The sequence below is a fragment of the Paludibaculum fermentans genome (genome assembly GCF_015277775.1).
GTDB classification, from domain to species: domain Bacteria; phylum Acidobacteriota; class Terriglobia; order Bryobacterales; family Bryobacteraceae; genus Paludibaculum; species Paludibaculum fermentans.
Genome location: NZ_CP063849.1, coordinates 2423831 through 2446820, shown reverse-complemented (window position 1 = coordinate 2446820; position 22990 = coordinate 2423831). Strand labels below are relative to the sequence as shown.

At 61.3% G+C, this 22990-nt stretch carries 17 protein-coding genes; 12 read left to right on the top strand and 5 right to left on the bottom strand.

What is annotated here, in order from left to right; all coding sequences use genetic code 11:
* Nucleotides 1–185: 185 nt before the first annotated feature.
* From IRI77_RS09635 to IRI77_RS09615, 5 genes are all read left to right on the top strand, one after another.
* Nucleotides 186–1490 (top strand): Gfo/Idh/MocA family protein, encoded by a 1305-nt coding sequence (locus IRI77_RS09635; protein WP_194451859.1) that lies wholly within the window; start codon nucleotides 186–188, stop codon nucleotides 1488–1490.
* A gap of 143 nt (nucleotides 1491–1633) precedes the next feature.
* On the top strand, nucleotides 1634–4900 hold the full coding sequence (locus IRI77_RS09630; protein WP_194451858.1) for a TonB-dependent receptor: 3267 nt from the start codon (nucleotides 1634–1636) through the stop codon (nucleotides 4898–4900).
* A 111-nt stretch (nucleotides 4901–5011) separates the two neighbouring features.
* Nucleotides 5012–6334 carry an alpha-L-fucosidase gene (locus IRI77_RS09625; protein WP_194451857.1) on the top strand — a complete coding sequence of 441 codons (1323 nt, stop codon included), beginning with the start codon at nucleotides 5012–5014 and terminating at the stop codon, nucleotides 6332–6334.
* Between the two features lie 9 nt (nucleotides 6335–6343).
* A complete protein-coding gene (locus tag IRI77_RS09620; protein WP_194451856.1) occupies nucleotides 6344–7513 on the top strand; it encodes a uroporphyrinogen decarboxylase family protein in 1170 nt (389 codons plus the stop codon).
* Nucleotides 7514–7526: 13 nt separating this feature from the next.
* Nucleotides 7527–7850, top strand: coding sequence for an L-rhamnose mutarotase (locus tag IRI77_RS09615; protein ID WP_194451855.1), 324 nt, complete (start codon nucleotides 7527–7529; stop codon nucleotides 7848–7850).
* A gap of 9 nt (nucleotides 7851–7859) precedes the next feature.
* Here IRI77_RS09615 and IRI77_RS09610 read toward each other — a convergent pair whose 3' ends face one another.
* The 4 genes from IRI77_RS09610 to aqpZ all read right to left on the bottom strand — a co-directional run bounded on the left by IRI77_RS09610 (nucleotide 7860) and on the right by aqpZ (nucleotide 12736).
* Nucleotides 7860–9614, bottom strand: coding sequence for a hypothetical protein (locus IRI77_RS09610; RefSeq protein ID WP_194451854.1), 1755 nt, complete (start codon nucleotides 9612–9614; stop codon nucleotides 7860–7862).
* Nucleotides 9611–10603, bottom strand: a complete 993-nt coding sequence (locus IRI77_RS09605) for a WD40/YVTN/BNR-like repeat-containing protein (RefSeq protein ID WP_194451853.1) — start codon at nucleotides 10601–10603, stop codon at nucleotides 9611–9613. Before IRI77_RS09605 ends, IRI77_RS09610 begins: the two co-directional genes overlap by 4 nt.
* A gap of 16 nt (nucleotides 10604–10619) precedes the next feature.
* Entirely contained in the window at nucleotides 10620–11891 is a 1272-nt protein-coding gene (locus IRI77_RS09600; RefSeq protein WP_194451852.1) for a serine hydrolase domain-containing protein, read from the bottom strand.
* A gap of 146 nt (nucleotides 11892–12037) precedes the next feature.
* Nucleotides 12038–12736 carry an aquaporin Z gene (gene aqpZ / locus IRI77_RS09595; RefSeq protein WP_194451851.1) on the bottom strand — a complete coding sequence of 233 codons (699 nt, stop codon included), beginning with the start codon at nucleotides 12734–12736 and terminating at the stop codon, nucleotides 12038–12040.
* 247 nt (nucleotides 12737–12983) lie between these two features.
* On the opposite strand from aqpZ, the gene IRI77_RS09590 reads away from it, so the two are divergent.
* On the top strand, nucleotides 12984–13601 hold the full coding sequence (locus IRI77_RS09590; RefSeq protein WP_194451850.1) for a hypothetical protein: 618 nt from the start codon (nucleotides 12984–12986) through the stop codon (nucleotides 13599–13601).
* On the opposite strand, the gene IRI77_RS09585 is transcribed toward IRI77_RS09590, so the two are convergent.
* Nucleotides 13569–14048, bottom strand: coding sequence for a hypothetical protein (locus IRI77_RS09585; protein ID WP_194451849.1), 480 nt, complete (start codon nucleotides 14046–14048; stop codon nucleotides 13569–13571). The genes IRI77_RS09590 and IRI77_RS09585 overlap by 33 nt on opposite strands.
* Nucleotides 14049–14570: 522 nt before the next feature.
* Here IRI77_RS09585 and IRI77_RS09580 point away from each other — a divergent pair.
* The 6 genes from IRI77_RS09580 to IRI77_RS09555 are packed head-to-tail and all read left to right on the top strand — an operon-like array spanning nucleotide 14571 to nucleotide 22852.
* On the top strand, nucleotides 14571–15176 hold the full coding sequence (locus IRI77_RS09580; RefSeq protein WP_194451848.1) for a restriction endonuclease subunit S: 606 nt from the start codon (nucleotides 14571–14573) through the stop codon (nucleotides 15174–15176).
* Nucleotides 15173–16696 carry a type I restriction-modification system subunit M gene (locus IRI77_RS09575; protein WP_194451847.1) on the top strand — a complete coding sequence of 508 codons (1524 nt, stop codon included), beginning with the start codon at nucleotides 15173–15175 and terminating at the stop codon, nucleotides 16694–16696. Before IRI77_RS09580 ends, IRI77_RS09575 begins: the two co-directional genes overlap by 4 nt.
* On the top strand, nucleotides 16683–17693 hold the full coding sequence (locus IRI77_RS09570) for a virulence RhuM family protein (RefSeq protein WP_194451846.1): 1011 nt from the start codon (nucleotides 16683–16685) through the stop codon (nucleotides 17691–17693). Before IRI77_RS09575 ends, IRI77_RS09570 begins: the two co-directional genes overlap by 14 nt.
* Nucleotides 17686–18927 carry a restriction endonuclease subunit S gene (locus tag IRI77_RS09565; protein ID WP_194451845.1) on the top strand — a complete coding sequence of 414 codons (1242 nt, stop codon included), beginning with the start codon at nucleotides 17686–17688 and terminating at the stop codon, nucleotides 18925–18927. The genes IRI77_RS09570 and IRI77_RS09565 overlap by 8 nt, the downstream gene beginning before the upstream one ends.
* On the top strand, nucleotides 18924–22139 hold the full coding sequence (locus IRI77_RS09560; RefSeq protein WP_194451844.1) for a type I restriction endonuclease subunit R: 3216 nt from the start codon (nucleotides 18924–18926) through the stop codon (nucleotides 22137–22139). Before IRI77_RS09565 ends, IRI77_RS09560 begins: the two co-directional genes overlap by 4 nt.
* Nucleotides 22136–22852, top strand: a complete 717-nt coding sequence (locus IRI77_RS09555) for a M48 family metallopeptidase (RefSeq protein ID WP_194451843.1) — start codon at nucleotides 22136–22138, stop codon at nucleotides 22850–22852. The genes IRI77_RS09560 and IRI77_RS09555 overlap by 4 nt, the downstream gene beginning before the upstream one ends.
* Nucleotides 22853–22990 lie beyond the last annotated feature (138 nt).

Sequence of the window (22990 nt, the reverse complement as noted above, 5' to 3'; positions counted from 1 at the left end):
GTAGCCCAGCCTCGATTCCCATGTCAACAGTAAGAAAAGAAATTAAACCGGCGGCGCAGAGGCCGCAAGGGGTCGCGTGACCAACGAAGTCCCGTAAATCTGCCGTCCTGGAGCGAAGATACTTGTTGACAAGTGCAGTAAGTAAATTTAAAACTAACCTAAACTCGATTGATGCAAAGCACCCTATGCAAAGACGCCAGTTCATCCCCGTCGCCGCCGCTGCCCTCTCCCTGGGGGCTCAGCGGATTCTCGGCGCCAACGATCGTGTGAATGTCGCCATCATCGGCCTCGGCGGCCGTGGCAACGATCACCTCACCGAGTTTCTGAATATGGGCGGAGTGGAGATCTCGGCGATCTGCGACGTTGATCCCGTCTCCATCGAGAAGGCACAGGGGAGCATCGTCGCCGCTGGCCGGCCCGCGGCGCGCCAGTTCAGCGACATGCGGCGCGTCTTTGATCTGGCCGGCGTCCACGCCGTCTCCATGGCGACGCCGAATCACTGGCACGCCCTGGGCGCGGTGTGGGCCATGCGCGCCGGCAAGGACGTCTACTGCGAGAAGCCGGCCAGCCACGATCCCACGGAAAGCCGCATCATGCTCGAAGCCGCTCGCCGGCACGGCCGCATGCTTCAGATCGGTACGCAGAGCCGCAGTCTGCCCCACAAGATGGAAGCGGTGGAATTGCTCCGGTCGGGGGTGATCGGAGAAGTCTACGCCGCGAAAGGGATCTGCTATAAACGGCGAAAGTCGATCGGTCACAAAGCGGACTCGGCTGCGCCGAAAGGCGTCGATTGGGATGCGTTTCTCGGGCCCGCGCCCTTCCGGCCGTTCAATGAGTTGCGCTTCAAGTACAACTGGCACTGGTTCTGGGACACCGGCAACGGGGACCTCGGCAACCAGGGTGTCCACCAGATGGACGTCGCGCGTTGGGGCCTGGGCCTGCCCGACAATCACGGCACCCTGCGCAGCGTCGCCGCGTCCGGAGGGAAACTCGTCTACCAGGACGATCAGGAGACACCCAATACCCTGATGTCGACCTTCGAATTTGAGGGCCGGCAGCTCACATTTGAAGTGCGCGGCTTGGTGGCCGAGCGGGTGGGCGGCCTCGGCTCACCGCGCGGCAATTGCATCGGCAACATATTCTATGGCGCCGACGGCTGGCTCGAACTGGACGACTCCGCCTACCGCGTCTATCAGGGCGAAGACCATCGACTCATCCGCGAGGGCCGCGACCAGACCAAATCAGAGACGGCTCCGCACATCCAGAACTTCCTGGATGCCGTGAAGAGCCGCGACTACAAATCCCTGCGCGCCGACATCGCCATCAGCGGAGCGTCCGCCGATCTCTGCCACTTCGCCAATATCAGTTACAGGGTCGGCAGGAAGCTCAACTGGGACGCTGCGCAGCACAAGTGGTGCGGCGATTCGGAGGCCAACAGCCTCATGAGCCGCCAAAACCGCGCTCCCTACACCTGGCCGGAGTCGTTCTGAAGGCCTCGCTTCGTTTTTGTCTTGACAAGGTGTGTAGTGCACCTTATAAGATCTGTTAGTAACTAAACAAATGCAATCGGGCACGGGAAACCGTCTCCGCTGGCAATCCCAAATCAGGGGCGCACTCGAAAGGAGTAACGCACGTGAGAGTTTCGATTGGTAGGGTGGTCTTTCTGTTGCTTAGCGGACTCGCTGCAGTTTTCGCGCAGTCCACGCAAAGCAGCATTCTCGGCAACATCCGCGATTCCGGTGGCGCGGTCGTCCCTGGTGCGAAGGTCATCCTCGTCAACGAGGGTTCCAACGACGAGCGCGTCCAGCTCACCGATACGGCGGGCGACTATCGCTTCTCCGGCCTTCTCAACGGACGCTATCGCGTTTCGGTGGAAGCGGCGGGCTTCAAATCGCACACAACCCGCGGAGTTACTCTGGACGTCAGCCAGATCCGCCGCGTCGACGCCGCCCTGGAAGTCGGCGACGTCAGCTCGATGATCACCGTCGAAGGTGTCGCCGCCGCCCACGTCGATACGGAAACCGCCACCCTCTCGAATGTCTCCACGGCCCGCGACTTCGCCGAACTCCCCATGAGCGTCTATGGACGGGCTTGGATCAACGTCGCCAAAGTGGCCGCCGGCGTGCAATCCAGCAGCGGCCTCGAAGTGAACGGAGCCCGCGATAACGCCAACAACTTCTCCTCGGACGGCATTTCGTCCAACGACATCGTCAGCAGCCGCCAAACCCCCAACGGCTTCTCGGGCGATATCGAAGCCTTCCAGGAAATGAAGGTCTCCACCGCCAACAACTCCGCCGAATACGCGCAGGTCGCCCAGTTCGCAGCCGTTTCCAAGTCGGGCGAGAACACCGTCCACGGCGGACTTTTCTGGGGCAACTACAACTCGGCCACCGGCGCGCGCGCGTGGCAGGACCAGACGGGCCCATCCTTTGAGAACTTCAACCAGTTCACGGCTATGAACGGCGGCCCCGTCTACATCCCCAAAATCTACGACGGCCGGAACCGCACCTTCTACTTCTTTACCTACGGCGGCGCGCGCTACCGCACCGGCGCCCGCTACAACACCAGCGTCCCGCCCGACGCCTTCCGCAACGGCGATTTCTCCTCACTCACCGGCTCCATTCCGATTCTCGACCCTCTCACCGGCCAGCCATTCCCCGGCAATAAGATTCCCTCCAGCCGCATAAGTTCCGTCGCGAACGCGTGGCAAACTCTCATCTATCCCCGTCCCAACCTGGCGGGCCAGGGCGATCTCGGACTGGTCAATAACTATTACACGGACCCCGGCGCGCAGTTCAATGCCGACAACGTCTCCACCCGCATCGACCACAAGTTCTCCGACCGCAACTACTTCTTTGCCCGCGTCGGCCTGACCATCCATAACCAGGACGCCAACCCGGGCCCGCTACTCGGCGGCTACGGCGGCACTGGCGACAACGACCCCGGTCGCAGCGTCGTCGTCTCCGACACGCATATCCTCACCCCCGGTCTCGTGAACGAGGCGAAAGTGGGTTACTCCAGCACGAGCTTCGACTATTGGGGCGTCAACCCGCTCGCCGACGCCGTCAGCCGGATCGGCCTGCAGGGGATCAAGAATCCCAGCAACGATCCTTCCCTCGCCGGCATGCCAGATCTCCAGATCAACGGAGCCAACGGCTTCCAGGGCACCTCCTCCACCGGGTACAGTTCACAAACGCAGAACACCTATCAGCTCATCGACAATCTCTCCTGGAGCCGCGGACGCCACAGCATCAAGGCCGGCATCGACATCCGCCGCTACCAGGTGAACGACCAGAACAAACCCCAGAACGTCACCGGTTCCATCGCCTTTGACGACCAGCTCAGCGGCTTCGCCTATGCCAACTTTCTGCTGGGCCTTCCCTCGAACGTGAGCCTGGCCGTGGCCCGTCCCAACGCCTACATCCGCAGCACGCAGCAGGGCTTCTACATCCAGGACGAGTTCAAAGTGAACCGGCGCCTGACCCTCACCTACGGGATCCGCTATGAGTACCAGTCCCCGTGGGTCGAGAAGTTCGATCGCCTGACGTCCTTCACCCTCAAGACCGGCAGCGTCGTCACCGCCGGTACCACCATCCCGACCGATCTGGTGCTCGCCGTCGCCGCGCAGTTGCCCATCGTCACCGCCGCCGCCGCCGGCCTGCCCACGCGCAGCCTGATGAAGAACGACACCGCCAACTGGAGCCCCCGCTTCGGTTTGGCCTATCGGCCCTTCGGCGATGACAGAACAGTCTTCCGCATGGGCTATGGCGTCTTCACTTCGATGTGGCCCGGACAGTTGGGGCTCGGCGCCACCGGCGGACCCTGGCGCTCGGATCAGAGCTGGTACATCGTGAACAACACTCCCAGCATCTCGTTCCCGAATCCCTTCCAATCCACTGTCCAGGGCTTCTCCGGGGTGCAGAGCATCAACGCCATCAACTCCGACTTCCCGCACGAGCGCACCCAGCAGTGGAACGCTTCGGTCGGCCGCCAGTTCCTGAAGACCGGCATCGATGTCGCTTATGTCGGGACCAAGGCGAAGAACCTCCCCTTCTACGACAACCTCAACCTGCTGCGCCCCAGCACCACACCGTTCAATCCGAGCAACCAGCCTTACCCGCTGTTCAGCAGCGTGGGCTATAACCAGACAGGATCTTCCTCGATCTACCACGGCCTGACTGTGAAGGCGGAACGCCGCGTTAGCCGCGGTCTCACCTTCAACATCAACTACACGCTGGCCAAGGCCCTCGACGAAGTCGGCCTCAACGGCTACCTGAATGCCGCGGCGCAGAACCAGTACAACCGGCGGCTGGAGCGCGGCGACGATCCCGCCATCCGCCGCCACACGCTGATCTTCTTCTACACCTACGAACTCCCGGTCGGTCACGGCAAAGCCCTGCTGGGCAATGCCTCCGGCCTCTTCGACAAGATCGTCTCCGGGTGGCAGGTGGCCGGCACGACGCTGATGCAATCCGGGCCGTTCCGTTCGCCCAGCTTCTCCGGCGTGGACCCGACGAACACCAACCAGTTCGGCGGCCGGCCGGACCGGATCGGCGAGGGCAACATCGGCGGATCGTTGAAGGATCGCATCGAAAGCCACCAGGTGATCTTCAACCGGGGGGCGTTCGTCATCCCGGCGGCGGGGCGTGGTTACTACGGCAATTCCGCCCGCTCCGTCCTGATCGGACCTGGCTCCGTCAACTGGAACCTGGTCGCCGCTAAGAATGTCTACCTCTTCGCGGAACGCGTCCGGGCCCAGCTCCGCTGCGAGCTCTACAACGCCTTCAACCACCCGAACTTCAGCACTCCTAGCACAAACATCTCCAGTTCCAGCTTTGGGCTGGTGACGGGCGCCTCGTCCGGCCGGCGCGTGCAGATCAGCTCCCGCTTCGAGTTCTAAAGATAGACCCCACAACCCGAAGGCGAGAAGGGAGGCTGCCCGGCAGCCTCCCTTCTCGTCTGTTGCGGTTGACTGCGCTGGACGGGTGGGATAAGCTCATCGCGCTTATCGATGAAACGCCGAACATTCTGTACTTTCCCGTTGGTCCTGACGTTGCCCGCCCAGGAGGGCCCTGACCCGGGCGCCCCCCGGGCCGCGGTGGAGCGCTGGAAGGACCACCGCTTCGGGATGTTTATTCACTGGGGTCCCGTGAGTATTGTGGGCACGGAGATCGGATGGTCGCGCGGCGGTGAACGGAGAGGACGAACAGAAACTAAAACTGGAAATGTTCCGGTTGAAGTTTACGACAATCTCTACCGAATGTTCGATCCCGTCAAATTCGACCCGGATGAGTGGGTCCAATTGGCGAAGGACTCGGGCATGAAGTATCTGGTGTTCACCACGAAGCACCACGACGGCTTCTGCAACTTCAATTCTACGCTGACTGACTACAAGATCACCAGTCCTCGGTGCGCTTACGGGAAGGATATTGTGCGGATGCTCTCCGACGCCTGCCGGCGCGGTGGACTCGATTGGGGCGTTTACTATTCGCAGCCTGACTGGCATCATCCGGATTACCGCAATGGGGCGGCTCATGCGAAGTACATCGAGTATCTGCATGGACAGGTTCGCGAACTGCTCACAGGGTACGGGCCGACAAAGATGTGGTTCTTTGACGGGTTGGGCGGGAAGGCTGCCGATTGGGATGCTCCGCGCCTGTTGAAGATGATGCGGGAGCTGGAGCCGGAACTGATCATCAACAATCGCGCCGGCTTGCCCGCGGATAACGACACTCCGGAGCAGCGCATCGGAATGTTCCAGAACAACCGTCCTTGGGAGACTTGCGCCACGGTGGGCCAGCAGTGGGCTTACAACCCGAACGACAAGCTGCGTTCCACAGAGGAGTGTTTGCGTGGCCTAGTGTGCTGCGCGATCGGCGACGGCAATCTGCTGTTCAATGTGGGGCCGAGACCGGATGGACTCATCGAACCTACGCATGCGGCGCGGTTGCGGGAGATGGGCGAGTTCCTGAAGAAGTATGGCGAGAGCATCTACGCCACTCGCGGCGGACCGTTCGTGGCTCCGGATGAGAAGAAGCGGCCGGCTCACGCGGAAGGTTTCGCATTGGCGGAAGGCGCGTGGTGGGGCGGCAGCACGCACAAAGGCAACGCCATCTACCTGCACATTCTGCGCTGGCCGGCGGAGAGCATTGAACTACCCGCAATTCCCCTGAAGATCGTGCGGCACAGCCTGCTTTCGGGAACGGGCCAGGCGGAAGTGAAGCAGACCGCGACAGGGATTCGCGTCAGTGTGCCTGCTGCTCAACGCGGGGCGGTGGACACCATCGTCAAGCTCGAACTCGACGGCGACGCCGGTTCCCTCTCTCCCCGATAGAGGTGGTCCATGCAGCGAACCCAGAATTGCCTGCTGAAGCTCGACCGCATGAACAAGGCTCTGCGGCACCAGGAACCGGATCGTGTTCCGGTGAGCGACTTCTTCTGGGGCGGCTTCCTGTCACGCTGGCGAGCGGAACTTGGTTTGGCCGCCGATGCCGATATCTACCGCTACTACGATCTCGACTGGCAGGTGGTGAGTCCGAATATGGATCCGCACATCCGGCCGTTCGAGATCCTGCGAGACTGTGCGAATGAGGTGACGGTGCGCACGGGTTTCGGGGCCACGATCCGCAAGAAGTTCGACCAGGCGATGCCGGCCTTTCTGGCGTTTGAGGCGACCACCGTCAAGCACCTGGAGGACTTCGAGTTTGACGACCCGTTCGACGAACGGCGGTACTTCGCCGCGGGGGATGACCAGATCAACGGTGTGGGGGACGGGTTCGAGCGGAACGTCGCTGCCTTTGTCGAGCGCGTGGGCGCGGTGTATGAGGACTTCCCGGTCTTCGGCTCAGTCTGCGAGGCGCACGAGATGCTGTGGCGCATCATCGGCCCGGAAAACGTGATGCTTTGGATGGGGCAGTTCCCGGATGCCATCGCGCAGTTCGTGGACCGGTTGCACGAGTTCAATCTCGGGCTGCTGCGAGGGCAGATGCAGGCGGCACAGGGTCGGCTGGCGGGCGTCGTGATCTGGGGCGACGTTGCCTATAAGAAGGGCATGCTGTTCTCGCCGGCGTTCTGGCGGGACCACTTCAAGCCGGGCGTGAAGGCGATGATCGACGAGTGCCACAGCCACGGGCTGCCGGTGATCTACCACGGCTGCGGCAACGTCAGCCGGATCTTCGAGGACTTCATCGAGATTGGGGTGGACGCCTACAATCCGCTGGAAGCGAAGGCGGGGCTCGATGTCGTGGACCTGCGGCGCAAGTACGGTCACGGCATCGGCTTCTGCGGGAATATGGACGTGCAGCTTTGGGCGGCGGGCGACCGGCACGAGTTGCGGGCCGCCGTGCTGAGGAAGCTGAATGCGGCCAAGGGCGGCGGCTTCATCTTCCAGTCGGACCATTCGGTACCGTCGAACGTGCCGGGTGAGAGCTACGACTACGTCGTCCAGTTGGTGCGCAAGCATGGGGTGTACCCGCTGCAACTGGGCGAGTACGACCTGGAGGATGTGCATTGAGGACGGAGACGAGATGACACGCTACGGGATGGCGATCGGGCTGAAGCCTGAGGCGGAGTTGGAGTACCGGAAGCAGCATGCGGCGGTGTGGCCGGAGGTGCTCGAGATGATCCAGCTGTGCCACATCCGCAACTACTCGATCTACCTGCGCGACTGCACGCTGTTCAGCTACTTCGAATACGACGGCACGGACTTCGACGCCGATATGGCGCGGATGGCGGCGGACCCGGCCACACAGAGATGGTGGGCGCTGATGATGCCGATGCAGAGCCCGCTGCCGGGCCGGAAGGACGGGGCCTGGTGGGCCGAAATGGAGGAGGTCTTCCACCTCGACTGACGGCGCGCGTCACTGAACGGTGAGCGTGCGGAAGTCCAGCTTGCGGCGCGCGGCGCCGTGCTTGAGCAGGAGCTGCTGCGAGTCGACCGGGGCCTCCAGGAAGGGCCCGCCGAAGAGGGGCCATTTCCCATAGTCGACCGGAGCGCCGTTGACGCTGGGCGGCTGGCCGTAAGTGCATTGCAGGGTCTTGCCGCGCAGGGATCGGAAGCGGGCTGTCGGAACGGGGTCGAGTTTGAATTCCAAGCGCAGGGCGAGGATAGCCTGCCGGAACGCGTCCATATCCTTGAACTCGGAGCGCGCGGCGACCTGGACCACCATGCCGTTCCGGAGGTGCGGGCTGAAGAGGCGGCGGCCACCACCTTCGATGGACCTCCAGGCGTAGGGCTGCAAGGGACGGCAGGCGATGAGGGCGTCGCCGCCGCGGGCGAAGATCCAGCCTGACGGGTCTTCGCGCACCTCGGCCAGATCCTTGGAGAAGAAGCCGTTGATGTGAGGGAAGCGCGTGCCGGGCGGGATGTCGTAGAGGACGATGACGGAGTCCTGGTCCTGGAAGATCTGCTCATAGGGCGAGCCGCCGACGAACTTGTCCGGCGAGTCGTAGCTCTTCTTGGAGCTGACTACTTCGGCGACGCCCTGGTCGGGTGGGAAGGTGAAGTAGGTCTGCAGTTCCCGGAGTGACGAATAGGGGTGCAGGGAGAAGAGGGTGTTCTGGACGCCGCGCGGATCGGGCACGTGCCAGGTGACGTCCCAGGAGTGCTCCTGGATGGGCTGCAGGGTGCCACCCTGGTCGGAGCTGACGGCGTACTCGCGGCGCATGTAGGTGGTCTTGTAGACCGGCCCGTGGAGTTCGTCGTAGAAGCGCCAGCGGTTCCGGGTGCGCTTGCGTTCGTAGTGGGTGTAGGGCTGGCTGCGGTCGGTGGCGATCTGTTGGAGGATAGCCGGGGGCTCGTAAGCGTTGGCCAGCGTATAGAAGAGGAGGAAGCTGCTGGGCGAGGGGAGCGGGTAGCCCTGGCCGAACCAGAGCCAGCCGAAGTCGCTGGAGACGTTGTTCCACTTCTCCACGGCGCCGTTGTCGTACACGCGTGAGTGGGCTCCGACGTAGACGCCGTCGAGGCTTTCGGCCGCGTAGTCGGCGATGAGGTAGTCGAGCATCATGGTGGCGCGCCGCTTCATGGCGGGGTCGTGGGCCCATTCGGCGAGATAGGACATGGGGAGCAGGTAGACGCCCATGTAGTGGGGGCTGTCGTACTCGCCCTGGCCGCGCGTGGTGGTGAGCTTAACCCACGATTCGATCCAGCCGGCGGCCTCGCGCAGGTTCTCCTGAGAAGACTTGCCGGTGAACCACTGATCGGCGGTGAGGTCCGGCCACTGCTGGGCCATGAGATAGAGGCAGGTGTAGTAGAGCAGCCAATGGTTCTCGGTATCGCCGCGATAAGGCATGTAGGTCTTCAGGGACTGGCGCATGGCCTGGCGGGCGGGCTCGGAGAGCTGACCCTGATCGAGGTAGGCGATGGCGGTGACAGGGAACATCCAGAACATGTCGCCGGACGGGCCTTCCGCGAGCAGTTCCTGGAGGCGGCTGGAGCATTCGGCCGGACTCTCATGGAGCTTGAGCTTCGCCGCGATGTTGGAGTAGCTGAGGGGCGCGGGGGTGGCGGGGTGCGCGAAGGCGTTGATGATCTGCCGGACCCGCTGGGGGAAGGGCGGGGCAGCGGCGTGCAGTTGCAGGCCGAGCAGGAGGAGGGCGGCGAGGCGGAGCGTCACGGCTGCACCTCCGGAACGAAGCGCAGGCGGAAGACGCGGCTGCCTTCGAGGCCGTCCTTGGTCCAGGTGCGGCCGTAGTTCTGGGAGACGTAGAGGGCCTCTTCGTGGACTCCGGCGTAGAGGCGGCCGGGCGTGGAGGGGTCGAAGGAGACGCTCCAGACGCTGGTGGTGGGCAGGCCCGTGTTGCGGCCCTGCCAGGTCTTGCCTGCGTCCTCAGAGAGCATGACGCCGAGACCCCAGCCGGCGACGGCGATGCGGTTGGGCGAGGCGGGGTCGAAGGCGATGTCAGAGAGGTTGCGGTCGACGGCGAGGCTGCCGTTGCTTTCGAAGGTGACGCCGCAGTCAGTGGAGGCGAAGAGGCCTCCGCCCTGGGTGGAGGCGAGCCAGCGGCAGGGGTCGTGCGGAGACTGTTCCAGGTGGAGGGCCTGGTAGCCGGCGGCTCCGGCGAGCTTCCAGGACTGGCCGCCATCCTCGCTGCGGAAGATGCCTTCCTCGTTGCCGGCGAGGAGGACGCCCTTGCGCTGCCGGTCGACGCGGACGGCCATGGTGTACTTACGATGCAGACCGGCACTGGCGTCGTGCCAGGTGGCGCCGCCGTCGTGGGTGACGCGAATGCCGCGGGTGTGGCTGAAGTAGATGTCGGCGGGGGCATTGCGGTCGACCGAGACATCCATCAGCTCGGTGACATCGCTGCCGGTGAGGATCTTCCAATGTTCGCCCTGGCCGGTGACCTGGATGAGGCCGTTGCCGGCGGCGACGTAGAGGACCGACGGGTTCCGCGGATCGAAGTCGAGGGCGCTGAGGAAGGGGTGGTTGTAGCCGGCGTGCCGCCACCCACCGTTGGGGGCTTTGCGGAAGATGCCGCTGGGCGGGAGTTTGGCTCCGACGACATAGCCTTTCGACGTGACCATGCAGGTGTAGAGGGTGTATTGGGCGGCGATGGCGCAGGGGAGCATCGCCAACAGGGGGATCCATTTTGCGGAGGGCATTGAGGTGTATGGCGGATCAGCCGACGATGGCGGCGATGACCATCTCCAGGGTGCGGCGTGTGGCGGCGTCGCCATTGATGGGGCCGTCGTGGAACTGGTCTCCGGGGCCGGGCTGCCAGTGGTCGCGGGTCTCGTCGGTCTTTGCGGTGTTGCCTCCGAAGCCCAGGTCGTAGGGCATGGGGTTGGCGCCGGGCCGGGTGACGGAGGCGAGTTTGTAGACGACCAGGTCGAGCGACGGGACGGCATAGAGGCAGAAGCCGCCGGCTCCTGACTTGAAGAAGGTATCGGGCGGGGCTCCGAAGACGTGGCCGTCGGCGTTCACCTCGAACTGGAGGCTATAGGGCGAGTGGGGGTTGTAGGGGGAGGGCTGGCGGCAGAGGTCCATGTAGGCGCGGGGGATGAGTTGTTTGCCGAGCCAGTTGCCCTGGCGGAGCAGGAGGTAGCCGTAGCGGAGGGCATCGGTGGCGCGGAGAGCCAGGCCGGCTCCGCCGGGTGTGTGGGGCAGGCGGCCGGCGGGGGTGTTCTGGGCGTAGCCCCAGCCGCCGAAGCCGAGGGGCCTGGCGATCTTCTGGTCGAAGTAGGCCTGGAGTTCCATGCCGAGGATGCGGCGCATGAGGATGGAGACGACGTGGACGCCCTGGGAGGAGTAGCTGTAGCCGCCGCCCGGATGGGTCCACATGGGCGCGCGGAGGGCGGCCTGATCCTGGTCGAGTTTGGCGGCGGGCGGCTGGGGATCCAGTTTGACGACCTCTCCGCGGACGATGCCGGAGTTGCCCTCGCGCATGCCGGAGGTCATGGTGAGGAGGTGGCCGAGTTTGATGCCGGCCTGGCGCGGGTCGGCCAGGGGGAAGGACTCAGGGAGGTAGGTTTCGGTGAAGACCTCCTGGTCCAGGCCCTTGGGGAGGCGGTCGCGGTGCTCGTCGAGCAGGATGCCGCAGCAGAGGCTGGTGACGGTTTTGCCCACGGAGTACATGTTGGGGGTGACGTCGCGAGCGGCGCGGCCGAAGTAGCGTTCGTAGAGCAGCCAGCCTTTGCGGACGACGAGCAGGCCGCCGTGCTGGCTGGTGGTGGCGGTGTAGCGGAAGGCCTGATGGAGCCGGTCGAGGTCCATGCCGGCGGTCCTGCGGATGTGGTCCGCGCCGGAGAGGGTCCGCCATCCGCCATGCGCGTCCGGGGGCGGAAAGTAGAGATCGCCGGCGGCGGTGGGGGCGGCCGAACTATGGCCGAGCAGGGGGTAGAGAAGAGGGCCGGCTCCGTATTGCAGGAAGCGTCTGCGGTGCGATGCCATGCCGGCTATTTCATCACAATCGGCACAGGTAGAACGTGGGGGAACGGGCCGGGTTGGCGGGTCGCGGCGGAGGGGCGTGAGGTCAGGAGAGAGGGACGCCGCGGAAGAGCAGGCGGATGGTCCGCGGCGTCCCTGAAAACGGGCGGTTACTTCTCTTCCGAAGCCAGCCAGGGATAGATGACTCCGGCGAGGGCCGCACCGATGATGGGGGCGATCCAGAAGAGCCAGAGTTGTTGGACAGCCCAGTCGCCGACATAGACGGCCGGTCCGAGGCTGCGGGCGGGGTTGACGGACAGGTTGGTGACGGGGATGCCGATGAGGTGGATGAGAGTGAGGCAGAGGCCGATGGCGATGGGGGCGAAGCCCTTGGGGGCGCGCGCATCGGTGGCTCCGAGGATCACCATCAGGAAGAAGAAGGTGAGGACGGTTTCGGCGGTGAAGCAGGCCAGCAGCGAGTAGCCGCCGGGCGAGTGTTCGCCGAAGCCATTGGAGGCGAAGCCGGCGGCGATATCGAAGCCCGCTTTGCCGCTGGCGATGATGCGCAGGACGCCCGCTCCGCAGACGGCCCCGGCGCACTGCGCCACGACGTAGGCGGGCAGATCCTTGCCGCTGAAGCGTTTGCCGACGAGCAGCCCGACGGAGACGGCGGGGTTGAGGTGACAGCCGGAGATGTGACCGATGGCGAAGGCCATGGTGAGAACCGTGAGGCCAAAGGCCAGACTCACTCCCAGTAGTCCAATGCCGACGCCGGGAAAGGCCGCGGCCAGCACAGCGCTGCCGCATCCTCCGAAAACCAGCCAGAACGTACCGAAGAATTCGGCCGTGGCTCTCTTGCCGATTGACATAAACGACATCCTTTCGGCCCCTAAGGAGCGACCAAAGCGTTCGGTTAGTGTACCTTAATTCCGGGCACGCGGGTAGGGGCGATGCGGGCTGTGGGGCAGGGCAGGCCGGGGCGGCGGGGAGGGGGCGGTTGGCTGTGGGTTGGGCTGCGGCATTCTCGGTGGTTGGGGGCGTCCGCGGTGGGTTCGTTCCCTCAAAATTCGCTGGCTTTGCCGGGGAGGCCGTTTCGGCGGAGGGGAGCGTCGGGGGTTGGGTGGCGGCGGCGGTTTCGCGGTTGTCCTGAGGTGGGTTTGTTCCCTCAAAAATGGGAGTGGGTTTGGCGGGCGGGGCGGCTGGGACGAGTTCGACGGGCAGAGCGTCGAGGGCGCGTTGGACGCGGCGGGTGTTGGCCTCGATCCAGCCGGCGTAGCGGTTGAGGGCCTGGATGAAGCCGACCTGGCGGAGGACCCATTGGGTGGCGACGGCTTCGTCGCCGCAGCCGTACTCGATGCCGGCGTTGAAGAGGGCACGCTCGCGGCTTTCGTGGAGGCGTGCGTGGCCCTGGAGCATGTGGAGTTCGAAGGTGAGGGCGCGGCGTTGCGGGTTGGCGATATCGCGGGTGGCGGCTTCGGCGATGGCTCGGAAGTGGGCTTCGATGCGAGCAGGCATCTGGTGGTTGGCGGAGTAGGCTCCGGTGCGGCGGGCGTTGCCGGAGGAGGCGGCTTTGCCGGCGAGGGTGCGGGGGCCGGTGGATTTGCGGGCGTTGGCGCGATTGGCGGCAAGGCGCTTTTCCGAGATGTGGGCTGCTGGCATGGGATGGTCCTTTCTGCTCTGCGTTTGGGGCCGGGTGGGCTCTCAGTTGGGATAGAGGCGCTGGACGAGGCGTAGTTCGGCGGCGAGGGTGCGGTGGCGGCGCCAGTAGCGTTCCTCGAGTTTGAGGGCTTCCTGGAGGGATTTGCGCTGGGCGGGGTCCATGGTAAGCCAGCCCTGCAGGGCGTGGACGCCCGGGCTGGCTTTGGGGACGAGGTCATTGGTGTTGTCCCACTGGCGCTGGATCTGGAAGTTCAGAGCAGCGGCTTCGAAGAAGGCGTAGCGTTCGGCGCGCCAGATGCAGTCGGCCATGCGGTCGGCGAGGATGTGCTGGTAGACGTTGGTGGGTTTGTACTGTTCGTGGACGGCGGCACGAAGTTTCTTGTAGTAGGCCTTGCGTTCGCAGAAGGTGAGGGCCCCGGTGGCTTTGGGGCCGGTGAGGATGCCGTCTTCTTCGACCTCGGTGTGGCGGGTGAGGAGGTCGATGTCGGGGAAGGCGCAGTCAGTTGGTTCGTTGATGTACATGGAAAATGTCCTCTATACCCATTCTTAGGGGGCATGGACCAAGAATTTAGGAGAGGGATGTCTGTAATTGGTTGATTGCAGGGGAGAAGAAATTTTTGATTGTTTGGTGATGAAGGAAGGTTAAGGCGGGGAAATGGGGCAGCGGCGGACTTCGGAACGGGGGAATGGGCGGACTGCGGGTAGCCGACGGGGGCTAAACTCCGGAGTTTTTACTCCCGCTTCCTGTAATGCTCATTCTCGCGGCTTGGCCTGTCCCCGTTCTCCAAACGGGAATGAGTATCCACCATCACTCATTTTTCCTACCGCTTGCGCAGCATTCCAGGTCCGACTACCCCCCTGCAGGAGTCTGAATCCGAACGCATCGAAAACCTCCCGAGACATTCGGAGCGGGTAAGGGCAATTTCGAGGTCTTCGGTACACATCAACCGACATGCATCTGTAGGTGCTGCTACAGACAATTTTTCTGTTGACGTAAGATCCCCTTTCGAAATACACTCTGTACGTGGTCCTACTGAGTTTATTATGACGCTAGCCCGGATGTGCGCGATACAAACCGGCTTCACTGCCCGCGGACGCCTGGATCACGCTGAGAACGGCAATGTCCTGGCACTTCAGCTTCGGGATGTAACGCCGAATGGAATTATTGTTTTCAATAACTTGACGTGCCTTCACCTTGACCACATACCTGAAAAATACCTCTTGCGTAGTGGGGATGTCGTATTTCGCTCCCGTGGCGAGCGCACCACGGCGGCCGTGATTGACGCTTCGTTCCCGGCGCCGGCCCTGGCAGTGCTTCCGCTCATGATTCTTCGGCCCGATCCGCAAGTGCTCTCCGGCGCCTATCTGGCCTGGGCTATCAATCAGGAGCCCGCACAGCGTCACTTCGAGGAGAGTGCGCAGGGAACCAGCCTCCGCATGGTCTCGCGCTCCAGCCTTGAGGACCTGAAGATCTCAGTTCCCAGCCTTGAGACGCAGCAGAGAATCTTGCAGCTCGATGCTCTAGCCGAGCGGGAGCGCGACCTCGCAGAGCAACTCACGCGTAAGCAGCACGAACTGATACGCCGTCTTCTGGTCGAACGCGCCAGAAAACGCACTAGAGCCAGCGGAATGGAAAGGATGACGAAATGACCGATCAACTCACCCAGAACCAGGTAAATCAAGCAGCATGGACGGCATGTGACACATTCCGCGGGGCTGTGGACCCGGCGCAGTACAAGGACTACATCCTGGTGATGCTGTTCCTCAAGTACATCTCCGACCACTGGAACGACCACGTCGCGAACTATCGCCGTCAGTACGGAAACGACGATGTGCGGATGCGCCGCCGCCTTGAGCGTGAGCGCTTCATTCTTCCCGAGGGATGCAGCTTCTATGATCTCCACGCGCAGCGGAGTGAAGCGAACATTGGCGAACTCATCAATATGGTGCTCGAAAAGATCGAAGACAAGAACCGCATCAAGCTCGAAGGCGTCTTTCGCAACATCGACTTCAACTCCGAGTCGAATCTAGGCCGCGTGAAAGACCGGAACCGCCGCCTCAAGAACGTGCTTGAAGACTTCGCCAAACCCGCACTTGATCTCAGCCCCTCGCGAGTCAATGAGGATATCATCGGCGAGTGCTACATCTATCTGATTTCGCGCTTCGCCTCCGATGCGGGCAAGAAGGCTGGTGAATTCTATACGCCGGCTGCTGTCTCGCGTCTGCTGGCCCGGCTGGCGGGCCCGGCGCCGGGTAACACCATCTGCGACCCAGCCTGTGGTTCCGGTTCGTTGTTGATTCGCGCCGCAGAAGAGGTGGGTTCGGACAACTACGCGCTCTACGGTCAGGAGGTCAATGGCGCAACGTGGGCGCTTGCCCGCATGAACATGTTCCTCCACTCCAAGGATGCCGCGCGCATCGAGTGGTGTGACACGCTCAACAGTCCGGCCCTGATCGAAGACGACCGGTTGATGAAGTTCGATATCGTCGTAGCCAATCCACCCTTTTCGCTCGATAAGTGGGGCGCGGAAAGCGCTGAAAAGGACAAGCACAAACGCTTCTGGCGTGGTATTCCACCGAAGTCAAAAGGCGACTACGCTTTCATCTCGCATATGGTCGAGATTGCGCGCCCGCGCAGCGGCCGCGTTGCCGTCATCGTTCCGCATGGCGTTCTCTTCCGTGGCGGCAGCGAAGGCAGAATCCGTCAGGCGTTCATCGAGGAGAACCTACTCGACGCCGTTGTCGGCCTACCTGCCAATCTCTTCACGACGACGGGCATCCCGGTCGCCATTCTGGTCTTCGATCGCTCCCGTGAGCAGGGCGGCACGAACGAGGACCGCAAGGACATCCTCTTCATCGACGCCAGTAAGGAGTTCGCACCGGGCAAGACGCAGAATCTGATGACCGATGAGCACACTCAAAAGGTCATCGACACGTATCGCACGCGAGCCGAACTCGACAAGTACTCGCACCTCGCCTCCCCTGAGGAGATCCGGGAGAACGAGTACAACCTCAACATTCCTCGCTACGTGGACACCTTCGAGCCCGAAGAAGAGATCGATGTGGCCGCGCTGCAGAAGGAGATCAACCGGCTGGAGGACGAACTGGTCGGAGTGCGCGGCCAGATGGCTGGCTACCTCAAGGAGTTGGGCATCCATGTCAAACGGTGAGCTGATTCTCTACACCTCTGAGGACGGTGCGGCCAGGATTCAACTGCGCGCCGAGGGAGGAACGGTATGGCTTTCACTGGCCCAGATCGCGGACCTGTTCGGAAGAGATAAGTCGGTGATTTCACGGCACATCAAGGCGATTTTCGAGGAAGGTGAGCTGGTCTCCGATTCAGTTGTTGCGCGCTATGCAACAACTGCCGCCGATGGCAAGACCTACCAGGTGGACTATTACAGCCTCGAGATGATTCTCGCCATCGGCTACCGGGTTCGTTCGCAGCGCGGCATCGAGTTCCGCCGGTGGGCTTCGACCACGCTCAAAGAATACCTCGTCAAGGGCTTCGTCCTCGATACCCAGCGTCTCAAAGACCCGGCGTGGGACTACTTCGATGAACTGCTCGAACGCATTCGGGAGATTCGTGCTTCCGAGGCGCGGTTCTACCAGAAGGTGCGCGAGATCCTCTCGCTCAGCGAGGACTACGATCCGAAGTCCCAGGCGGCGCAGGTCTTCTACGCCATCATTCAGAACAAGATGCTGCACGCCGTTACCGGTCACACGGCGGCCGAATTGATCACCGCCCGCGCCAATGCGGGCCTGCCCAACATGGGACTTACGGCATGGAAGGGTTCGCGCGTACGCAAAGGCGACGTTGCCACGGCCAAGAACTATCTGGCGGAGAAGGAGATCAGCGACCTCAACCTGATCGTCACCATGTTCCTCGACACCGCCGATCTGCGCGCCAGGCGCCGACACACGATGAGGCTGGCCGATTGGGAAGTGGTTCTTGATGGCTTCTTGCGCTCGAATGAACTGCCTCTGCTGACCAATGCCGGAAGCGTCTCCGCCGCGCAAGCCGAGAAGGCTGCATTCGAACGATATGAGGCCTTCGACGCTAGGCGCCGGGAGCAGCTTGCCGCGGGGGACGACAGCGACATCGCGGAGCTGGAGAGAATCGCCCGGCATCCCAAGAAGCGCATCCTCGGGAGCAACGATGAGTAAGAAGAAGCCGCAAGCACTCCGTAAGTACATTAACATTAAGCACGGGTTTGCGTTCTCGAGTGAATTCTACTCCGATTCGGGAGACTATGTCCTCCTAACTCCGGGAAATTTTCTGGAACAAGGGGGCTTTCGATGGCTAGGCGAAAAGCAGAAATACTACGCGGGCGACGTTCCAGAAGAGTATGTATTGTCTCCTGGGCAGATGCTAATCGCGATGACCGAGCAGGCTCCCGGGCTACTCGGATCGACGTTTCTTGTCCCAAAAGGGAAAGCCTATCTTCACAATCAACGCTTAGGCCTCGTAATTGTCAAAGATCGCGATACGCTGAATGCGGAATACCTTCATTACTACTTTTCATCAGCATCTGTGAGGCAGCAGATTGCCAAAGAATCCGCGGGGACGAAAGTCAAGCACACTTCACCAGATAAGCTGCTCGGTCTTCCGATTAACCTTCCGCCTTTTGAAGAACAGCAAAGGATTGCAGCCCTCTTGCAGACCTGGGATGACGCTATCGACAAAAAATCTCGCATTCTGGGAATCAAGACAAGACTTTACTCCTGCCTGGTCGAGACGCTTCTAGTCGGACCAACATTGAAGCTGCATTCCTATCGCAAGAAGTCGGCGAGGCCTCTTTTACTCTTCACGCATGAGCTAACCGCACGCAATTCAGCAAACGTATTGGGGCGTGATCTCGTAATGGGCGTAAGTAACGCAAACGGAATCGTTCCGATGCGGGAGCAAACGATCGGAAGCGATCTTTCGCGGTACAAGATACTTCCGCCGAGGGCGTTCGCCTATAATCCGATGCGTATTAATGTCGGCTCGATAGCGATGTCGCGCTTGGACTCCGATGTTTTGGCCAGTCCGGACTATGTGCTCTTTGCGTGCAAAAAAGACGTGCTCGATCCGGACTACTTTGACCACCTCTGCAATACGCATTGGTGGAAGCACCACATCAATGAATCCGGATCGGGCAGCGTGCGTCAGCGAATCTACTATGCGGATCTTGCCGCGTTGCGCGTTGTCATTCCACCTTTTGAGAAGCAGAAACAGATTGCAGACTGCCTCAATTTAGCAAAACGCGAGATCGAGTTGATTGAGGCGCAAATCGCTGCACTCAACCAGCAGAAGCGCGGCCTGATGCAGAAACTGTTGACCGGCCAATGGCGTGTAATGCCGCTACGAGGGGAAATGTCCAAGAAGGGTGTAGCGCGGGGCAAGGCAAGAACATGATCTTCGACGCCGCCGAGAAGATTCAATCCCAGATTCCGGCCATTCAGATGCTAGTAGCCCTTGGTTACAAGCCATTGAGCCAAGCCGAGTTATTGCGTCTGCGCGGCGGACGCCTGCGCTCAGTTGTACTTGACGAGGTATTGGCCGATCAACTGCTTAAGATCAATCGCTACACCTACAGGGGTCGGGAGTACAGCTTTGACCTCGAGGACGCGCACGAGGCTATGCGCCGTCTGAAGCCCACGCCGGATCGCATCAAGGGCCTCGTTGCTACCAATGAGGACGTCTACGACACCCTCCTCCTCGGCACCACGATCACCAAAACCATTAACGGCGATAGCAAGAGCTATTCCTTCCGCTATGTCGATTGGGAGAACCCCCGGAACAATCAGCTCCACGTGGCAGCCGAGGTCTCGATAGAGCGAACCAGCTCGACGCAGACCAAGCGTTGCGACATTGTCTGCTTTGTCAATGGCATTCCCTTCCTGGTGATCGAGAACAAGCGCCCGACTGAGACGCTGAAGAAGGCGACGAGCCAACTGATCGGCTACCAGAGCGACGACGACGTCCCGCAGCTGTTCCACTTTGCCCAGGTCTTGCTCACCATGAACCGCCAGGAGGCCCGCTACGCAACGGTGGGAACACCTGCGAAGTTCTGGCAGGGATGGCGCGACGCTGCCGATAAGGACGAAGAGATTTCCACATACGCCAATCGTCCATTGACCGAGGGTGAGAAGGAGGCGGTTTTCAGTGGCGATTTTGCCCTGGCACGGCCCTACTTTGAAGCAATGGTCGCGGAGGGGGAACGCAGCGTGACTGTCCAGGACCGGACAATCTACGCACTCTGCCGCTCGGGGCGATTGCTAGATCTGGTCCGCCGCTTTACGGTCTTCGACGGCGGCGTGCGGAAGGTGGCGAGGCATCAGCAGTACTTCGGCATCCTGAGAGCCATCGAGCGTCTGAAGCAGTATGACATGGAGGGCCGGCGCAAGGGTGGTGTCATCTGGCACACGCAAGGCTCGGGCAAGTCGCTGACCATGGTGATGCTGGGCAAGGCGCTAGCCATGGACCGGGGGATTTCTAACCCTCGCATCGTGATCGTCACCGACCGCGATGATCTCGACAAGCAAATCAAGGATACCTTCAAGGCCTGCGAGTTGACGCCGGTGCGCGCCACCAGCGGGTCGCATCTCTTACAGTTGATCGAGAACAAGACGCCGTTGATCACCACGATCGTGAACAAGTTCGATACGGCGTCGCGATCCTCACAACAGCCCGACACGGACACAAACGTCTTTGTGCTGGTGGATGAGAGCCATCGCACGCAGGCAGGCAAGCATGGCGGTCACGGGCTGTTTGCCATGAAGATGCGCCGGCTGTTGCCCAAGGCTTGCTACCTGGGCTTCACTGGGACGCCTCTCTTGCGGGGCGAGAGAAGGACGCTCGTCAGTTTTGGCGGCCTGATTCACTCCTACAAGATCGACGAAGCGGTAGCCGACGAGGCTGTGGTTCCCTTGTTGTACGAGGGGCGGATGGTGGAGCAGCAGATCAGCGCCGGCGCCATCGACGTGTGGTTCGACAAGATCAGCAAAGGTCTCACCGGGCAGCAGAGGGCCGACCTGAAGCGGAAATTCTCGCGAATGACGGCTTTGGCGAAAACCACGCAGGCGATTCGCGCGAAGGCTTTCGACATCTCTGAACACTACAGGATGCATTGGCAGGGAACGCCCTTCAAGGCGCAACTGGTTGCACCTTCGAAGGCTGCGGCCGTGCGCTTCAAGGATGTCCTTGACGAGATCGGCCATGTCGCGAGCGAAGTCGTCATTTCTCCGCCGGACGACAACGAGGGCAATGAAGAGGTAGACAAGCAGTCGAAGGATCTGGTCCGCAAGTTCTGGGAGCAGATGATGAAGCGCTACAAGACGGAGGATGAGTACAATCGGCAAATCATCGATGCGTTCAAAGGTTCAGGCGATCCCGAAATCCTGATTGTCGTATCGAAACTCCTGACCGGGTTCGATGCACCTCGCAACACTGTGCTCTACATCTGCAAGCAGTTGCGCGAGCATAATCTGCTTCAGGCAATCGCTCGCGTCAATCGCCTGTATGAAGAAGACGGCAAAGAGAAGCAGTTTGGCTTCATCCTTGACTATGAAGGGCTACTGGGCGAATTGGATAGCGCGCTGACTGAGTACAGCGCCTTCCAGGATTATGACGACGATGATGTCGATGGAACCGTGCATGATGTTCGCGGCGAAATCGGGAAACTCCGCGGATTGCACGATCAGTTGCTCGACCTCTTCAAGTCCATCAAGAACAAGAAAGACATGGAGCAGTACGAGCAGTTCCTCGCGGACGAGCCGACGCGGCAGGATTTCTATGCGCGCCTCCGGGCTTTCAGCCGTTGCCTGCACATCGCGCTTTCTTCGGACAAGCTGCTTGATGTGTACACCGATGCCGAAGTAGACCGCATGAAGCGGGACTGGAAGCAATTCTCCGAACTGAAGCGCTCGGTGCAGCTTCGTTATCAGGAGACGGTAGATCTGAAGGAGTTTGAGCCAAAAATACAGAAGCTACTCGACGATCACGTCGTGGCTATGCCCGCGCAGGTGGTAGTCGAGCCAGTGAACATCAACGACCCGGATGCGCTCGAGGCGGTAGTCAAAGAAGCCGGCGTTTCGGTGGCTTCAAAGGCGGATCGGATCGCCAGCGCAACGCGAAAGGTAATCCACGAAAAGATGGAGGCAGACCCGAGCTTCTACAAGCGGTTCTCGGAGTTGCTTGAGGAGACCATTCGCGATTACCGGGCGAGACGGATCTCGGAGAAGGACTACTTGAAGAAGGTCATCGATGTTGCCGCGAAGGTTGCGCGGAAGGATCGTGGCCGGGATGTCCCCGAGAGGATCAAAGGGGACGAGGATGGCCAGGCATTCTACGGCATTTTGAATGGCATACTCGTCGACTCTTCCGGGACTCCGGTCGACAAGGATGAGATCGCACAAATCGCGCTGGCCATCATCGAGATCATCAAAGAGCACCACATCGTCGATGTCTGGCGCAACGATGTTGCCCAGAACAACATGCGCAACGCGGTGGACGACTATTTCTTTGATGTGCTGCGCGATCAAAAGCAGATCGACGTGCCCGTTGAGAAACTTGACGATCTCGACGAACAGATCATGAGCCTGGCGCGCGCGAGGTTCCCTGGATGAAGCTTGAGCAGTACAGCATCGATTATGGGAGGTACTCCATCAGCTACACCGTAGTAAGGAGGGTGCGGAAAACACTTGAGATCGCCGTCGAGCCCGATTCGACGGTATCGATTGCCGCGCCAATATCCGCGAGCGCTGAGAGTATTGCAGCGAAAGTGCGCAAGCGCGCACCTTGGATTCTGGCACAGCAACGATACTTCGACCAGTTCAATCCGCGTACTCCAGCGAGACGATACGTCGCTGGTGAAACCCATCTGTATCTCGGGCGCCAGTATAGGCTCAGGGTGACGAGTTCGCAGGACAACTTCGTAAAGCTGATGCGTGGGATCATCGAGATTCAAAGCTGTCACCCAGATAGCCGCGAAGAGACAAAGGTTATGCTGGACAAGTGGTACAGAGCGAAGGCGCGGACGAAGTTCCTAGAACGGATTGAGGCTTGCTTGGTGAGGTTCTCTCGGCCTGAGACCGTCACCCCAAAGAGTTTGGCGCTCCGCTTCATGCCGAAGCGATGGGGATCGATGTCAGGAAGCGGCCGCCTGTCGCTGAATCTGCGTCTGATTCAAGCTCCCGTGTATGCAATTGATTATGTCATTACTCACGAACTCTGCCATCGGATTGAGCCAAGTCACAGCCCAAGGTATTTTCGAATTCTCAAGCGCGCAATGAACGACTGGGAGAAACGAAAAGAGAGGCTCGAGCAAATCCTTGCATAGAAAGAGGCTAGTTTCGCGATTGTCAGTAGCTCTTGACAGGGAAGGGAATTGCGACGTCCGGCATCACCGAGGCCGCGTGAATGGACGTGACGCTGGCGTGCTCCGAGCTTGACCTAGAGTTTGCCGCGAATTGGCCTG

Coding starts and splice junctions, on each gene's coding strand:
- IRI77_RS09620 (WP_194451856.1), top strand. CDS start 6,344: ATGCAGCGAACCCAGAATTGCCTGCTGAAGCTCGACCGCATGAACAAG.
- IRI77_RS09575 (WP_194451847.1), top strand. CDS start 15,173: ATGACCGATCAACTCACCCAGAACCAGGTAAATCAAGCAGCATGGACG.
- IRI77_RS09605 (WP_194451853.1), bottom strand. CDS start 10,603: ATGCCCTCCGCAAAATGGATCCCCCTGTTGGCGATGCTCCCCTGCGCC.
- IRI77_RS09635 (WP_194451859.1), top strand. CDS start 186: ATGCAAAGACGCCAGTTCATCCCCGTCGCCGCCGCTGCCCTCTCCCTG.
- IRI77_RS09560 (WP_194451844.1), top strand. CDS start 18,924: ATGATCTTCGACGCCGCCGAGAAGATTCAATCCCAGATTCCGGCCATT.
- IRI77_RS09555 (WP_194451843.1), top strand. CDS start 22,136: ATGAAGCTTGAGCAGTACAGCATCGATTATGGGAGGTACTCCATCAGC.
- IRI77_RS09600 (WP_194451852.1), bottom strand. CDS start 11,891: ATGGCATCGCACCGCAGACGCTTCCTGCAATACGGAGCCGGCCCTCTT.
- aqpZ (WP_194451851.1), bottom strand. CDS start 12,736: ATGTCAATCGGCAAGAGAGCCACGGCCGAATTCTTCGGTACGTTCTGG.
- IRI77_RS09615 (WP_194451855.1), top strand. CDS start 7,527: ATGACACGCTACGGGATGGCGATCGGGCTGAAGCCTGAGGCGGAGTTG.
- IRI77_RS09580 (WP_194451848.1), top strand. CDS start 14,571: ATGACGCTAGCCCGGATGTGCGCGATACAAACCGGCTTCACTGCCCGC.
- IRI77_RS09585 (WP_194451849.1), bottom strand. CDS start 14,048: ATGTACATCAACGAACCAACTGACTGCGCCTTCCCCGACATCGACCTC.
- IRI77_RS09565 (WP_194451845.1), top strand. CDS start 17,686: ATGAGTAAGAAGAAGCCGCAAGCACTCCGTAAGTACATTAACATTAAG.
- IRI77_RS09625 (WP_194451857.1), top strand. CDS start 5,012: ATGAAACGCCGAACATTCTGTACTTTCCCGTTGGTCCTGACGTTGCCC.
- IRI77_RS09570 (WP_194451846.1), top strand. CDS start 16,683: ATGTCAAACGGTGAGCTGATTCTCTACACCTCTGAGGACGGTGCGGCC.